The organism is Steroidobacter flavus (assembly GCF_042651805.1).
GTDB classification, from domain to species: domain Bacteria; phylum Pseudomonadota; class Gammaproteobacteria; order Steroidobacterales; family Steroidobacteraceae; genus Steroidobacter; species Steroidobacter flavus.
Genome location: NZ_JBHSDU010000001.1, coordinates 105,794 through 121,003 on the forward strand (window position 1 = coordinate 105,794; position 15,210 = coordinate 121,003).

Below are 15,210 nucleotides of genomic sequence, written 5' to 3' on the forward strand. Positions count from 1 at the left end.
TGCCAGATCGAGCGGGATCCGAGCGCAGCCGCCACGGTCAATGGAGAGTGGCAAGCCGGATGAACACCATGTTTCCTAGATTCTTTTTATCTGCATGCGTTGAATGATCGCAAGCTCGCACGCAATCCGACGAAACTGCCATTTTGTCGTTTCATCGAATCCCTGATTTTTCACACGCCCAACGTGATCGCCGTTGACAAACACTCTTTGGCGCTGCGATTGTATATTCAACAACAACGACGAACGCAGGCGCCCCGCCTTGCGATCGGGAAGATCAGCGATGAAGACATGGAAGGTTGCTCACAGGCGCGGTATCGGTCGAACAGATCGCCGCTCGAGTGCCCTGCCGTCCGTGGGCCGTTGGTGGCCTGCTTCTCCAAGTGAAACCTGAATATGAAGCTCCATCGCAAGACTGCCGCGCGAATGGATGCGCCGATGCGTTTTATATCAGCGTCGAATCATGACGATAGCGTCAGGAGCAAGTCCTTTGAGAGGCACTCTGGCTATATACATCGCTCTCGCGAGCACAGTCGCTCTTGAATGCAAGCGCCCCCCGTGGCACGGCTAGGAGGAGACGATGAAATCAACGAAAGCTATTTGGATACTGGGGGCGGGTGTTTGTGCGCTGAGTAGCGCGCACTCGGCCCAGACCGTCAGCTACGTCTACGACGCGCTTGGCCGCTTGACCGACGTACAGATTCTTGGTGGGCCGGGGAGTGGCGTAACGCAATCGTACACGTACGACGCTGCGGGCAACCGCTTGCAACACAACGTCACCGCCCCCGGACAGAGCGCGGTCACGCTCATGGTGGCCACCCCTCGCGTAAACATCACGTCCGCTGGAGGCACCTTGACCGTGAGCGTGGCCGGATCGTCGCCTGGCGGTACCGTCACGTTCACTGAGAATGGCGTATTTCTCGGAATCGCGAACGTGGTGAATGGACAAGCCAGCATCACGGTCGAAGGATTGCCGACCGGCATGCACTCCATCCGGGCGACCTATTCTGGGGACGGCACGCATGCCCCCCAAATAACCACATTCAACATCAAGGTCCAGGATCTTCGCTGGTTGCCGGCGGTACTGGATTTGTTGGTGAACTAAGGAAGGCTAGAAGCTCGCATGAGTTTGATTTATTCGCCATCTAACCTAGGCGCACGAAATAGGTTCAGAGCCCTCAAAGCTCTCCGGTTGTTTGGCGGGCTACTCCTCTGCGCTCTCTTGCCAAGTGCTCCTGTTCACTCGCAGAGCATGATTCCTCAACCGCCCGAGAGAGTCGTCGTCGACGAAAACAATGTCGATGTAAGTTCGGGTGATTATTCTTTGACGAGGCAGGATCTTTCGATCGGTTCAGCCGAATACGGCTTAACGCTGGCAACCTCCTGGTCGATGACCGGAGCCAGCGACAGCTTTTCTGGAATGTTGGAGGTCAATACTTACGGTCAATGGAACACGAGCAAAACAATCAAGGCGTCCTGGGGAAACAATACGTGGGTCTTTGAGAACTACTCGGTTAGCTCCCGCGCCGGCGATGGCGCAACGCTCGCCACGATTTTGCCATCCGGATCCGGCTATACGTTGACGATGAGCAACGGAACGATTGTGACGTATTCTCTCTTGACGCCGGGGTATTTTCATTGTCCAAATGACGGCATCCCTTGTTACTGGTGGTACTTCCCGACTAACGTCGTGTACCCAAACGGGCTGGTGGTTGTGCCGCACTATCGAGTGTTCTTGGGGTCGATACTGTTCCAACTTAGAATTCAGTCAGTCACCAACAGCGCCGGTTATCAGATCAAGTTCACATATGCGTCTGACACCATTTCGGACACCCCCTCGACTCATTCAGCATGGACCAGGAGAACGAGCGCAACGGCCATAAACAACGCGTTCGAGTACTGCGATCCTGAGGCAGATTCATGCAACTTGAGTGGCGACTGGCCATCGGTTTCGTATGCATCCAGCGCTGGCGTTCACACTGTCACGGATGCGCTCGGTCGAACAACCCAATATACCTGGGGACCTACATACTATCGCGTGAAAACCCCTGCCAGTCCCACGGACAACATTCAGTATACGATTGCATTTTTCACGGTGAACAACGAACCGGTACGGCGAGTGACGGCAGCGACGCGGGGGCCGAATACGTGGACATATAGCTACGCACTGCTGGGGACCTATCATCCAGGTCAAATTACCACTACGTCACTGAGTCCGCTGGGCAAGCAAAAGGTGTACGTGGCTGGTTACGGTGATTATGCCGGCGAACTCTACTCGGTGAAGGATCCGATCAATAGGACGACATCGTTTTCCGCGTGTCGGGGCACTAGCGGGGGCATCTCGTATCGGAGCATTGACGTGTACTCCGTTACTGCGCCGGAAGGAAATTCGATTGTTCGCACATGCGACCCGCGCGGCAACGTGACTTCCGTGACACGCAAAGCCAAAGCGGGAGCAAACCTACAGGACTTGGTTACGACCGCTACGTTTGCTGACATATGTACAAACGCGAACGAAAAGACTTGCAATCAACCAACTGCAACGGTCGACGCAAGGGGCGCCCAAACCGACTACGAATACGATCCGGCTCATGGTGGAGTACTGAAGGAAAGGTTGCCGGCGGTTAACGGAGTGCGGCCGGAGAGACGCTATGACTACGAACAAAAATATGCGTACGTAAAAAACTCTGCCGGAGTACTGGCGCCGGCAGCAACGGCTGTTTGGGTTCCCACGAGGATCTCCGAATGTAGAACGACCAACAGCTGCTCCGGTGGAGCCGACGAAACGGTGACGACTTACGAGTACGGTGCTGAGGGTACGGTCAATCGGTTACTGGTCCGAGGGAAAGTGGTAACGGCAGGCGGTGTGTCGCTGCGCACCTGCTATTCCTATGATCGGCTTGGCAACCGCATCTCAGAGACGACACCGCGCGCCGGGTCGGCGACGTGCCCGTGATTAAGAGAACAGGGGAGTTCACCATTCGTACGCTCTCTTCGAGCGCAGCCGTGCTCACCTTGCTGTTTACAACGGCAGGTTGGGCGCAATCTTCACCCTCGCCCTTTACGACCGGCTTCCGCTACGACGACGCTCGACAGCTGGTCGGAACCATTAGTCCGGCGGCCGGCAGCGGGTATGAAGCCACCCGAAATACCTACGATGACGATGGTCGGCTCTACAAGATCGAGCGAGGCATTCTCGCTCAGTGGCAATCCGACGCGGTGCTTCCGGCTGACTGGCCGAGTTTCACTGTTTTGCACGTCACAGAGAGGACGTATGACACAGTAGGGCGGTTGCTATCCGAGACGATGTCCGGTCCTTTGCTGACTCAATATAGCTACGATAGCGTCGGGCGCCTGGAGTGCACGGCGGTTCGCATGAACCCTGCTGTGTATAGCTCCATTTCGACGTTGTCTGCTTGTCAACTGAGCACTCAGGGAGCACAAGGTCCAGATCGAATCACGCGACTGGTCTATGACGATGCAGGGCAAGTCACGAGCGAGCAGCGGGCGTACGCTACGAGCATCCAACAGAGCTACGCCACGTACGCCTACACGCTCAACGGCCGACAGGATTGGGTCGAAGACGCAAACGGGAATCGCACCAACTACACCTACGATGGATTCGACCGGCTCGATCGGATGGAGCTTCCGCAAACCAGTGTTGGAACACATGCGGCGAACGCAGGCGACTACGAACAGTACGGCTACGACGCAAACAGTAACCGAACGAGCAAGCGCCTGCGCAGCGGCGAGACGGTCTACTACCAATACGATGCTCTCAATCGGCTGAGCTTCAAAGATTTCCCGGGCAGCAACGACGTTACTTACACATACGACAATTTCGGACTCAATATCACAGCCCAGGCCGCTAGCGGGCCCGGCATCAGCAACACCTTCAATGGATTCGGTCGTCTGATCGACACCACGTCGACGCTATCGGGAAGTTCTCTTCAGCTTTCCTATCTGTATGACGCTGACGGCAATCGCACCCGAGTGACCTGGCCCGACGGCACGTACACGCAGTACACGTATGACGGGCTGAATCGTATGGATGAGGTTCGGGAAAACGGTGCGGCTTCAGGGCTGGGCTTGCTCGCGGACTATTCCTATGATTCTCTCGATCGTCGCACCAATGTCAGTCGCGGCAATGGAACGACAACCGCTCTTTATTACGATGGTGCTTCCCGCTTGTCGACTCTGACCCAGGATCTGGCATCTACCAGTCGCGATTTGACCTTCGGCTTTGGGTACAACAGTGCCAGTCAACTCACTGAGCGCACCTTATCCAACGATGCGTATTCGTATTTCTCGCTAACGCAATCGAAGACCTATACGCGCGATGGTCACAACCGCTATGCAACTGTGAGCGGCATGACCTTTGGCTACGACGATCGCGGCAATCTCACCTCGGACGGTACGCGCACCTTCACCTACGACTTAGAGAACCACTTGCTGAGCGTCTCAGGTGGCGCAGCTCCGGTAGGCCTGACCTACGACCCCAATGGACGCTTGTTGACCATTACTAGCATGGGCGTCATCACGCGCTTTCTATACGACGGCGACAAGATGGTGGCAGAGTACAACGGCTCGACTCTCGTGCGTCGCTACGTGCACGGTGCGGGCATAGACGAACCGGTGGTTTGGTACGATGGCGCCGGATTGAACGATCGGCGCTGGCTGCACACAGACCATCAAGGCAGCGTGGTCGCAAGCAGCGACAATTCTGGCGTCGGAACCGTCTATGCATACGGGCCTTATGGCGAGCCGGCGTACGATAATTGGGGTGGCAGCCGCTTTCGCTACACGGGGCAGATGATCTTGCCGGACGCAAGACTCTACCACTACAAAGCCCGTGCCTATGACCCGGTTTTGGGGAGATTTTTGCAAACAGACCCCGTGGGGTATGCCGATGACTTCAATTTGTATGCGTATGTTGGAAACGATCCACTAAACAAAAAAGATCCCACCGGCATGATCGCCGGTCTCGATGACATAGTGCTCATCGGTGGTGCGATGATCATTGCCAGTGTGGCTACGGTTTCGTGCCAGCCCGGCAGCGCTTGTAACGAAGGGGTATCGGACGCTCTGACCAAGACGAGCGATGCGATTGCGGATGTTCACCAGTCGATTGTCACTTCCGTCGTTGATCAGATTGAGCGGGTCGAGAATGTAATGGCGGCCAAAGAGCACACGAAAGGTGCTCGACCTTCTACGCAAGAAAAGCACGAGAAAGGCCAGGCCCGAAAGAGTCAAGATCGAGGCGGTGAGAAAGGTGATAGCCGGCGCGATCCGCCGCGTAAGCGCCCTCCTGATCACAAAGGCCCGTGGCCACCTCCTAAACAGGCAGCGAGTGGTAGTGGTAGAGACGAGAATAGGTCGAATGAAGTAACTAGAACGCCAGATCTACCTACATCGTGCGTTGCGACTCGCGGAGACAAGTGCTGATGCTGGGCGTTGCGCTCACATTGCATGGGAGTTCAGATGAAGTCATCAAGGTACTATGATGAAGCTTTGGCAGAGGCTGAGCGACCCGGAGCCGATCTGCACAAGGCCCTGCGGCTGTTGAACCGGGCGTATATGCACGGAGACCACCGGGCTGGATATGCTCTTGCTACGTGGCATTTGCACGGAAAAGGTGACGTTGTCCCACGGAACTTGGCAAAGGCCGTGCCGCTGCTTCGAGAGGCTGCGAACGCCGATCATGCGGAAGCTGCATACGACTTGGCTGTTTGCTATGAGAAGGGCGTTGGAGTCAAGAAAAGTGAGAGGAAGGCGGCGCGGTTCTACCTGAAGGCAGCTCTGCTCGGCGACAAGCAATCGCTCTACGAAGTCGGCCGGTGCTACTGGCACGGACTAGGGGTCAAGCGCGACCGCTCGATTGCTGGAGCCTGGCTCGACCAAGCTGCGAAGTTCAAGATCAGCGAGTAAGTATGCCGCTTCCAAACGAGGAAGGCCCCGAGGGCGGCGCGTTACTCATATGTCGCAACTCTGCGCATCGCCCCTGCGGCAGTGATAATCGGGAATGTCATGATAGGCGCGAGGGCAAGCAAATCGATCCGCCAATGCTCTGCTGAGTGCTCGTTTAGGTAGAATTACATTGACGGCGCGTGAAAATCGATTTGACGTGAATCATGAGCTCGCTTTCTGAATCAGAGGTTCGAGACTGCATCCGGGACCAAATGGCCCGGCGAGCGCAAGTCTAGGAGGACATTCAGCGGAATTCCGCCTGCGGAGAACCCGTTTCTACGTTAGTGTGGGTAACGAGCGCCGCCCGGATCGAGGCAGAACTTTACAGTTGGCGTTCTGCGGAAACGTCCCTAGCGGATTCCGGACCTCGCGGCGGTCGAGACTAGACCCACCTCACACTCAGCCCTCACAAACATCGCCTCCGTAACACACCTCTAGCTAAACTACCGGCCACAACCAACTCAAACTCTGCACCCCGGCAGGAGCTCTCGTGCACGTCATCATCGCTGCAATCACCGCGCTGGCCGGCTTGCTTTGGGCGATCAATTCGCTGCAGCGGTCCGGATTCAGTCTGAGCTCGATCAATCCGTTCCTGGCCTACCGGCGCTGGAAATGGAGTCGGACCTACGGCGCCAAGCCCATCTATCGGTTGGAACGGCCGATGGATGTGGCGGCGGTGCTGCTCCTCGGTATCGCGAAAGCCGACGGCGAGATCACGTCGGATCAGAAGCGTGAGCTCCAAAACTTATTTCAAAGCGAGTTCGAGATCTCGCGCGATGAGGCGGCCGACCTCTTGCTCGCCAGCTCCCATCTGATCCGAGACGAGATTTATATCGTCGATCATCTGGACAAGATTCTGGAGCCGAGCGCCGCGAAGTTCGAACCGGCGGCGGTGAACTCATTGCTCGGCATGATGCGAAGGATCGCGGCGTTGGATGGCTCGATCAACGCCGAGCAGCAGAAGCTGATCGATGCGACCGAGCGCTATTTTGCGACCAAGCAGAAGGTCGCGGCCGGCAAGTGGAGCTAGCCGCGCGAAGCGAGATTACAGCGTGCCTTCGGTGTTGAACTCACGACGGCCCTGAGCGTCGGGCGGGCCCAAGAACTCCAACGCCTGCACCAAATTGCGAGGCGCATCGGGACGAGCGGCGATTAGCGCTGAGACGGCGTAACTGCGATCTGGCTTCAGTTGAATCGTGCCGTTAACTTGCAGCGGGCCGTCGCCCGCATCTGAAATCGCGCCCTTCAACGCTTCGGCCGTGGACGCGGCAGGATCGAACAGGACTCGATAGCTGCCTGCCTTCGCGGGCTTCCGAGCCGGGCCATTCAGATCGAGCACTTCCAGGTTGCCATCGACCTTCGTCGGCCAGCCTTTCTCCAACGTGAGCTGTGAGAAGCGGGCATTGAGCGTGCCGGCCCAGCCGCCGGGGATCGCGCTCGGGGGCAAGGCGCTCAAAGGCAGCGAGGCTGCGAGCGACTTCAAGCTGATCGTGCCGGTCGGTCCCACGCTGAGCTGGGTCTGAGCGAAGCCATCGATGCGCGTCACCTTCACGTCCGCATTCGCATGCAGCGTGAACAAGGGCAGGGCATGCAGCTTCCATTCGACGCTGCCGATGTTGGCGCCCTGAACTTGCAGCACCTGGGCGCGACCGTTCCAGATCGTGCCCGACACCCCGCCGGCCTGAACGCCGGAGGAGCCCAGCCAGCCCATTACAACGCTGGCAGGAAACGTAACCACGGCGAAGAGGATGAATGCGCCCACGCCGAGCGCAACCAACGGCCAGAGTCGCTTCATAGAGTTGTTATGCGCCGACGCGAGTCAGGACCAAGTTGGCATTCACGAGACCGGGCTTGGCGGTGCGATCGATGGTGGCGGACTCCACGTCCACGGAATGCACCTGCTGAAGCGTGCCCAGGCACACCATCAGCTTGTCGAACTCGGCCGCTTCCAGGCGCACGCGAATGCCGCGCTCGCCATTCGGCGTCTGGCCGGTGAGGGAGGACCCCAGGCCGCATTCGCGAGCGGCACGATCGATCAGCACGACCATGGATTCGTTGCTCGGGCCCGGATGGCTCGGCGCGTTCGCACTCAGCACGGCCACTTCGCCGGACACACTGCGCATCCAGGCGAGATCGCCTTCCTTCTGCGCGACGCGCTTGGCCTGCTTGTCCACCGCGCTGTACAGCGGCGAGAGCACGAGCACGTACACCGCGACGACGAGCACCAGGATGGCGCCGCCGATGACGATGATGCGCTCACGAGGCTGCAGCGCATTGAATTTATCTTTGAGCTGTTGCATCACGCGCCTGCCTTTTTGAACTGCAGCCGACCTTCGACTTTCTGGTCGCGCGGATTGGTGGATTGAATCTCAGCGGTCACGCCGCGCTCGCCAGCGATTTGCCGAATCTTGTCGAGCGAGTCGACCGACGGCGTGAGCACGCGCAGATCCGTGACATTGTTGCGATAGGAGAGCGCTTCGATATTGGTGTTGGGCGCCTGCGCCATGGCCTCGCTCAACATCGCAAGCGTCGTGAGCATGCCGCTGGTCGGGCCGGTGCCTCGCAATTGACCGAGGATCTGCTCGACCTGACGACGCGCTTCCAACGGATCGGGCACCGGTGCGCCCGGCAGCGCTTGCTGGAAGGTCTCGGCGATCTGCGCATCGAGCACGCTTTCGACCTTCTTGTAATGGAAGTACTGCCAGCTCTTCACGCCCACATGCGCGGCCACGAACACGGCAGCAAGAATGGCCGCATAGCGCCACGGCGCAAAAGAAACATTCAGCTTGGTCTTGGCGGCGTACGGTCCCTGCAGCAGGTTCACCGCACCGCTATGGAGAATGTTGGTTGCAAGCAGCGGCAGCGGACCATCGGGCAGCAACTTCAATTGCAAGCTCGCGGTAAATTCACGCAGACCTTCGAGCAGTTCGCGCTCGCGTTCGTAATCTTCTTCGGAGACAAAGATGGTCACGTGCTCGCGGGATTCCTCGCCGCTTGCGAGTGCCATCTGCAATGCCTCGATCAGCGGCTCGACTTCGATGACCGTGCCGGGCTGATTCTCACGACGCACATACAAACGCTTGCCGTCGATGAGCACGGCAACCGCGCCGGTCACGGTCGGCAGCACGGCGGTCTCGGCGTAGATCGTGTCAGTGGACAAGCCCACCGCCTTCAGCAGATCGACCCACTCATCCATGCGAGCCCGGGCGACCGCGGCGACCGGCGTACCGGCCGCCGAACCGCGCTTCCCGACCGCGAAGTGCATGTCTTCGACGTCGACGGCCAGGTGTTCTTCGAGGGCGAACGGCACGACTTGTGCGAGCTTGGCGCCGCTGCTTTTCACCGGCAGGACCGGCTCGGCCAACAACACATCGGTGCCTGGGACGAGCACGATGGTCTTGTGGGTGCGCGATTGCTCGGCGGCATCGTTGAGCGAGCCCCACGAGACATTGCCGCGGCGGGCGCCGCTGCTATCCACGAGCAACCATTCGGCTTGTGGGGGCGCCGTCTGCGACTCGCCAGGGGAGGCGGCCGCGACGGGATGCAAGCGGACAACTAGGAGTTCCGGCATCAGAGCGTTCCGTAGCTTCTTAGGATGGGACGGACCTGGTTGGCGCCGCCGCTTCGAACCAACAAACTGTACAGGGTGAACCTTTGAGTGCCAAGGGTGACCCAGATCGTGGCCAGAAAGAAGTCGCTGGATTCACCGAGCATGCCTTGCAGTTCCTGTTTGCGCTCGTTCGACAGGCTCTGTTCGAACTCCTGCGTCGTCGGAAAACACCGTTGCGCCCGCGTCTGCTTGCCGGTTTCGCGCCCCAGCGTGAATTCACGATTATCCCCGATCATCGCATCGAGCAGTTCGGGGGATGCAGTACACAGATTGATGGGTTGGCCTGGCGGTAATGCCGTGACGAATGGCGCGAGCTTGCGATAGCGCTCGGCGCCGAACTCCGGCAAGGCCAAGAGCTCGCTTGCGCGCGTGATCGCCATATTGGCGGTGCGATAGGGCGGTGAGAGGTTGGTGTACACCGGGTCCTCGGCGCCATCGGGGAAACCAGCATTGTTGTCCGAGTCGATCCAGTCGGCGATGTAACCCGCCCACTTGGGCTCGATCTCGAGCAAGTTCAGCAGGCGCGAGAAACGCTCGACTGCCTGCTGGTTCACTGTGCTCACGCCGGACTCATCGAACGTCACCAGATCGTTCAAGTTGAAGCGACCCTGCATGTCTTCGAGCTGACCTTCGAACTCACCGCCCACGTCTTCGAGCGGAATCGGCGGAATGGGCGTGGCCCACTCTTCGGTGAAATCGTCGGTCTTGCTCCCTTGCATCTTGTCCCGGCGCAGTGCGTCCGAGGCCCAGGCTTCACCGCCCATCGCGATCTCGAACGCTTGATCGAGCGAGAACGTGTTGACCGTGCGGCGCTGATCCAGATAGCCCTTGAAGCCGACTTCCGCAGCCAGCATGGTGGCCAGTGCCACGATCAGCACAGCCATGATGAGCGCGACACCGCGTTGCCGGCGTTTCATCCGGACACCTCCATCAGGCGCTTCAGCTCGCCCCAGTCCTCCAGATCGAGCGTGACTTCAACCGCGATCGGACGCAGCCACGGCGCGTCGGCCGGCGAGTAGCCCAACGGCGGCCACTGATCGTGCCAGGTGCGGTTGGCGTCCATGAAGCGGAACTTCACACTCTTGACGTTATCGAGCATCACCGCGCTTTCCGGCTCGCTGCTCATGGTGCGATCCAGGGCCAGCCAGTATTCGCGGATGAGTTTTTTCTCCTCGATCCGATAGGCCACGCGTTGCAGAGTGGAGCGGGGCACGCCGGCCGGATTGCTCCAGCCCGAATGCGTGAACTCGACGATCTCATCGGCGCTCTTCTCATCGGCACGCACCGCCGGCAACAAACCGTCGCCCAACGGTTGGCGCACCGGGCGCGGCTCGAGCGCGGTGAAATCCAGATTCAAGCGTTGCATGGTCGCTTGAATGGCCCGCGTGCGCGCGGCGCCCTGATCGACGATGTCACTTTGTTTGACCAGCTCGTTATAACCGCCCATGGCGATCGCGCTGACGATGGCGAAGATGAAAATCGCCACCATGATTTCCACTAGTGTGAAGCCGCGCGCCTTCATGACTCCGGCCCCGCATTGGGCGGCTCCGGATCCGACGGCACGGGCTCGCCGGGCTCGAGCGGTGTCTGTTGCGGTGGCGGCTCGCTTTCAGAATCTCGAGGGCGCTCGCCCTGACGACCGCCGCCGCCTTGCTGTTTGTTTCCTTTCCAGGACACCACGGTCATGCCCGCCGGCGCGACGGCCGTGCCGTAAAAACCGGTGACGTAAGCGAGCGAGCTTTTTTCCGGCGCATCGGACGGGCGCACGCTGACTTCGATGCGACGGATCGACTCGACCGGCGTTTGTTTCACTTCCATGGTCCAGCGCCAGTCGCGGCCGGCCATCTTCACTTCATCGGAGCTCTTATCGACCGGCGGCGCGTTCGGCTGCAGTCGGACCTGCGTGAGCTGATTCATCGCGACCCAGTGCGCGATGGATTTATCGCGGATGTAGGAGGTGGTGTTGGCCGTCTGACTCACGGTCTGGATGACCGCGAGCATGCCGAGGCCGACCACGATCAGCGCGACCAGCACCTCGATCAGCGTGAAGCCGGCGGTGAATTTGCGGAGGTCAGCGCGCACTGGACACCCGCGTCGGTTGATTCTTGTCATCCTTGGGCGGCTTGGTTTGTAACAGCGGCCCCCATTGCTTGCGCTCGTCGCGCACTTCGACGCGCAGATCGTTGTCGGCGAGCGCGGTCACGCGCCACTCGGCGGGCTGGTTTTCGCGCTCGATCTCCAATTCGAACGGGCTGACATCGCCGCTCGAGAGCACCATCACATGGGGCGGATTGCGCTTGTTCTCATCCTTGTCGCCGCGGTTGGGCAGGGTGGGCTTCAACACCACCTCGCGCGATTCCAGCCGCAGCCGGAAACGCAGGCCTTCGGGCAACTCTCGCTGCGTGAACAACTCATCGCCCTCGATCGGCTGCCATTCGTTCTTGCGGGAATCGAAGCGCAGATATTCGTAGGCGCCGGTGGACACGAAGATGCCGATATCCTCGACCTGCAGCTCCGCTTCCTCGCGCGCCTGCTTCAGCACCGTCCAGAAGCGTCGCGATTCTTCCTCGGACTGACGGTCGCGGCCGAGCACACCGAAGGAGAGCGCCGCCATCGCCACCATCACGCCGATGATCACCAGCACGACGAGCAACTCCAGCAGCGTGAAGCCGCCGTGTCGCCGCGTTCGGCCAAGCGAGGGGCAGGTGTGGATAATAAGAGGTCTACCGCTGTTCTGAAGGCGCCGGATCATAACAAAGCAGATCGTACCAATGAGTGACGGCTTGTCCCGGCCCGCCCTGTCGTTTTCGCGTCGGCTCCGACAATGGATGCCCAATGACCACAACCGGGGACAGTGGCTGCTTGGACTCGTATTTCTCGGGCTGGTTCTGTTGTCGCTGCTTGGCGAAAACGGCAGGCTGCTCCTGCGGTACGAGCGCGAGGCGGTATTGCAGGGAGAATACTGGCGACTGATTACAGGTCATCTGGTCCATGGCAGCACCCAGCATCTGATCCTGAACAGTGCGGGGCTGGCGCTGATCGCGGCGCTGTTCCGCCACGACAACTACTCCTGGCGCGCCTGGCTGCTGGTTGCGCTATTCAGCATGGCGGCCATCGATCTTGGACTTGTGTTCTTGGAGCCACAGTTGACCTGGTATGTGGGCCTGTCCGGGGTTCTGCATGGCGCGCTGGCGGCCGGCGCGGTGGCCTGGTGGCGCTACGAATCGAAGCTGCTGGCGCTGTCGCTGACCGTGATTTTGCTCGGCAAATTGACGTGGGAGCAGTGGCATGGCGCCTTGCCGCTGTCGGGCGATCTAGCGGTCGTTGTGGACGCGCATCTGTATGGCGCCCTGGGGGGCGCGCTGGCCGGGTTCATCCTGTGGGTGCAGGCCCACAGGCAAGTGGCCGTAAAGTCAAGGATCTAGCCACCCGGGGGCGGATCGTTATAATCGCGCGCCGCATGAGGTTGGTCATGCCAGGTCGGGCTGCGAAAGTGGCCGGAAGACCCACAGGAGCTCAATGAGTTTTGCCTTTGTATTCCCCGGGCAGGGGTCGCAGTCGGTCGGCATGCTGGCCGGACTCGCGAATGCCGAGCCGCTGGTGCAGGAGACCTTCGCGGAAGCGTCGTCTGTGCTCGGCTATGACCTCTGGCAGCTGTGTCAGCAGGGCCCGGAAGATCAGCTCGGTGCCACCGAGCGCACCCAGCCGGCGATGTTGACCGCCGGTGTCGCGACCTGGCGGGTCTGGCGCAAGCATGGCGGTCCGCTGCCTGCGGCGATGGCCGGCCACAGCTTGGGCGAATACACGGCGCTGGTCTGCTCCGGCGCGCTCGATTTCAAAACCGCCGTGGCCCTCGTGCAGTTTCGCGGCCAGGCCATGCAACAGGTAGTGCCCGCGGGCCAAGGCGCGATGGCGGCCATCCTCGGCGTCGACGATGCCGATGTCGAATCCGCCTGTGCTGAAGCGACGCAGAGTGGCGCAGCTGGCGAAATCGTTCAGGCCGCCAACTTCAATTCCCCCGGACAGGTCGTGATCGCAGGCGCCGCCGTCGCGGTCGATCGCGCCATCGAAGTGCTGAAAGGCAAGGGCGCCAAGCGCGCCATGAAGCTGCCGGTCAGCGTGCCTTCTCATACTGCGTTGATGCAGCCCGCCGCCGACCGGCTCGCGGCGAAATTGAGCAGCATCAATATTGCGCAACCGGAAGTGCGCGACATTTACACCGTCGATGTGAAAACGCATCAGGGACCGGACAGCATCCGTCAGGCGTTGGTGCAGCAGTTGGTCAAGCCGGTGCGCTGGACCGAAACGGTTCGCGCCATCCTCGCCGGCGGCGCCAAAGTGGTGGTCGAGTGTGGCCCGAAAGGCGTGCTGACCGGCTTGAATCGCCGCATCGAGAAGAACAAGGACATCGCGATGCTCTCGATCGAAGATCCCGAGAGCTTGCAACAGGCGCTCGCGGCCTGCCGGAGTCAGTCATGAGCGAGCAAGGGTTATCACAGGATATAGCGCTGGTCACCGGTGCCTCGCGCGGTATCGGTCGCGCGATCGCCGAGCAACTGGCGCGCAGCGGTGCGACCGTCATCGGCACGGCAACGACCGATGCCGGTGCTCAAGGCATCACCGAATGGCTCGCCGCCGGTAACTACAAAGGTCGCGGCATCGTGCTGAACGTCGCCGATGCGGCCTCGAGCGAGAGCGCGCTGAAGGACATCGAAGGCAAGGAAGGCGCGCTCACCATCCTGGTGAACAATGCAGGAATTACCCGCGATAACCTGCTCCTGCGCATGAAGCAGGAGGAGTGGGACGACATCATGAACACCAATCTCGCGTCGGTGTTCCGGCTGTCGAAAGCGGTCCTGCGCGGCATGATGAAGGCGCGCCGGGGTCGCATCATCAACATCGCCTCGGTGGTCGGCGTGATGGGTAACGCCGGGCAGACCAATTACGCCGCGGCCAAGGCCGGCATCATCGGCTTTTCCAAATCTCTGGCACGCGAAGTCGGCTCGCGCGGTATCACGGTGAACGTGGTGGCGCCGGGCTTCATCGCGACCGACATGACCGCCAAGCTGCCGGCCGAGCAACAACAGCAGCTGAGCGCCCAAGTTGCGTTGGGACGACTGGGTTCTGTCGAGGATATTGCCCATGCTGTGGCGTTTCTTGCGTCGCCACAGGCCGGCTATATCACCGGCGAAACACTGCACGTCAACGGCGGCATGTACATGGTCTGATCGCGGCCAAGTCAGGCTTTTTTTCGCAAATGTTGGCCCCATCAGGCCTTTAACTTAGAATACGCCCCCCGTGCGACCCCACCCATGAACAAAAAGGGTCGGTCTCGAGCGAAGGGTTTAAGCACCTCATAGAGGACTCGTACACAAATGAGCAGTATTGAACAGCAGGTCAAAGCCATCGTCGCCGAACAATTGGGGGTGAAAGAGGAAGAAGTCACCAACGACGCTTCCTTCGTCGACGACCTGGGCGCTGACTCGCTCGACACGGTCGAGCTGGTGATGGCGCTGGAAGAGGAGTTCGAGACCGAGATCCCGGACGAGGACGCGGAGAAGATCACCACTGTGCAGCAGGCGATCGATTACATCACCGAGCGCCGCAACCAGGCCTGATTGGGCCTCGCACACGAG

16 protein-coding genes are annotated in these 15,210 nt (G+C 60.0%); 9 read left to right on the plus strand and 7 right to left on the minus strand.

What is annotated here, in order from left to right; all coding sequences use genetic code 11:
• Positions 1 to 577 precede the first annotated feature (577 nt).
• From ACFPN2_RS00415 to ACFPN2_RS00435, 5 genes are all read left to right on the plus strand, one after another.
• Positions 578 to 1,102, plus strand: a complete 525-nt coding sequence (locus ACFPN2_RS00415; protein WP_380593877.1) for an Ig-like domain repeat protein — start codon at positions 578 to 580, stop codon at positions 1,100 to 1,102.
• A 147-nt stretch (positions 1,103 to 1,249) separates the two neighbouring features.
• Positions 1,250 to 2,953 (plus strand): hypothetical protein, encoded by a 1,704-nt coding sequence (locus tag ACFPN2_RS00420; protein WP_380593878.1) that lies wholly within the window; start codon positions 1,250 to 1,252, stop codon positions 2,951 to 2,953.
• A 50-nt stretch (positions 2,954 to 3,003) separates the two neighbouring features.
• Entirely contained in the window at positions 3,004 to 5,442 is a 2,439-nt protein-coding gene (locus ACFPN2_RS00425; RefSeq protein WP_380593880.1) for an RHS repeat domain-containing protein, read from the plus strand.
• A gap of 36 nt (positions 5,443 to 5,478) precedes the next feature.
• Positions 5,479 to 5,925, plus strand: a complete 447-nt coding sequence (locus tag ACFPN2_RS00430) for a tetratricopeptide repeat protein (RefSeq protein ID WP_380593882.1) — start codon at positions 5,479 to 5,481, stop codon at positions 5,923 to 5,925.
• Positions 5,926 to 6,454: 529 nt separating this feature from the next.
• Positions 6,455 to 6,994 carry a TerB family tellurite resistance protein gene (locus tag ACFPN2_RS00435; RefSeq protein ID WP_380593884.1) on the plus strand — a complete coding sequence of 180 codons (540 nt, stop codon included), beginning with the start codon at positions 6,455 to 6,457 and terminating at the stop codon, positions 6,992 to 6,994.
• A gap of 15 nt (positions 6,995 to 7,009) precedes the next feature.
• On the opposite strand, the gene ACFPN2_RS00440 is transcribed toward ACFPN2_RS00435, so the two are convergent.
• Genes ACFPN2_RS00440 through gspH form a run of 7 tightly spaced genes read right to left on the minus strand, consistent with a single transcriptional unit; the run spans position 7,010 to position 12,326 of the window.
• Positions 7,010 to 7,759, minus strand: a complete 750-nt coding sequence (locus tag ACFPN2_RS00440; protein WP_380593886.1) for a type II secretion system protein N — start codon at positions 7,757 to 7,759, stop codon at positions 7,010 to 7,012.
• Positions 7,760 to 7,766: 7 nt separating this feature from the next.
• Complete coding sequence (gene gspM, locus ACFPN2_RS00445; protein ID WP_380593888.1) at positions 7,767 to 8,264, minus strand: type II secretion system protein GspM; 498 nt, start codon at positions 8,262 to 8,264, stop codon at positions 7,767 to 7,769.
• A complete protein-coding gene (gene gspL, locus ACFPN2_RS00450) occupies positions 8,264 to 9,535 on the minus strand; it encodes a type II secretion system protein GspL (RefSeq protein ID WP_380593890.1) in 1,272 nt (423 codons plus the stop codon). The genes gspM and gspL overlap by 1 nt, the downstream gene beginning before the upstream one ends.
• Positions 9,535 to 10,491, minus strand: a complete 957-nt coding sequence (gspK, locus tag ACFPN2_RS00455) for a type II secretion system minor pseudopilin GspK (protein ID WP_380593892.1) — start codon at positions 10,489 to 10,491, stop codon at positions 9,535 to 9,537. Before gspK ends, gspL begins: the two co-directional genes overlap by 1 nt.
• Positions 10,488 to 11,096, minus strand: coding sequence for a type II secretion system minor pseudopilin GspJ (gene gspJ / locus ACFPN2_RS00460; RefSeq protein ID WP_380593894.1), 609 nt, complete (start codon positions 11,094 to 11,096; stop codon positions 10,488 to 10,490). Before gspJ ends, gspK begins: the two co-directional genes overlap by 4 nt.
• Positions 11,093 to 11,656 carry a type II secretion system minor pseudopilin GspI gene (gene gspI, locus ACFPN2_RS00465; protein ID WP_380593896.1) on the minus strand — a complete coding sequence of 188 codons (564 nt, stop codon included), beginning with the start codon at positions 11,654 to 11,656 and terminating at the stop codon, positions 11,093 to 11,095. Before gspI ends, gspJ begins: the two co-directional genes overlap by 4 nt.
• Entirely contained in the window at positions 11,646 to 12,326 is a 681-nt protein-coding gene (gspH, locus tag ACFPN2_RS00470) for a type II secretion system minor pseudopilin GspH (RefSeq protein WP_380593898.1), read from the minus strand. Before gspH ends, gspI begins: the two co-directional genes overlap by 11 nt.
• Positions 12,327 to 12,345: 19 nt before the next feature.
• On the opposite strand from gspH, the gene rrtA reads away from it, so the two are divergent.
• The 4 genes from rrtA to acpP all read left to right on the plus strand — a co-directional run bounded on the left by rrtA (position 12,346) and on the right by acpP (position 15,192).
• Positions 12,346 to 12,999 (plus strand): rhombosortase, encoded by a 654-nt coding sequence (rrtA, locus tag ACFPN2_RS00475; RefSeq protein ID WP_380593900.1) that lies wholly within the window; start codon positions 12,346 to 12,348, stop codon positions 12,997 to 12,999.
• Between the two features lie 94 nt (positions 13,000 to 13,093).
• A complete protein-coding gene (gene fabD, locus ACFPN2_RS00480; RefSeq protein ID WP_380593902.1) occupies positions 13,094 to 14,053 on the plus strand; it encodes an ACP S-malonyltransferase in 960 nt (319 codons plus the stop codon).
• Complete coding sequence (gene fabG, locus ACFPN2_RS00485; RefSeq protein WP_380593904.1) at positions 14,050 to 14,802, plus strand: 3-oxoacyl-ACP reductase FabG; 753 nt, start codon at positions 14,050 to 14,052, stop codon at positions 14,800 to 14,802. The genes fabD and fabG overlap by 4 nt, the downstream gene beginning before the upstream one ends.
• A gap of 147 nt (positions 14,803 to 14,949) precedes the next feature.
• Positions 14,950 to 15,192, plus strand: a complete 243-nt coding sequence (acpP, locus tag ACFPN2_RS00490; protein ID WP_066920125.1) for an acyl carrier protein — start codon at positions 14,950 to 14,952, stop codon at positions 15,190 to 15,192.
• The last annotated feature ends 18 nt before the right edge of the window (positions 15,193 to 15,210 follow it).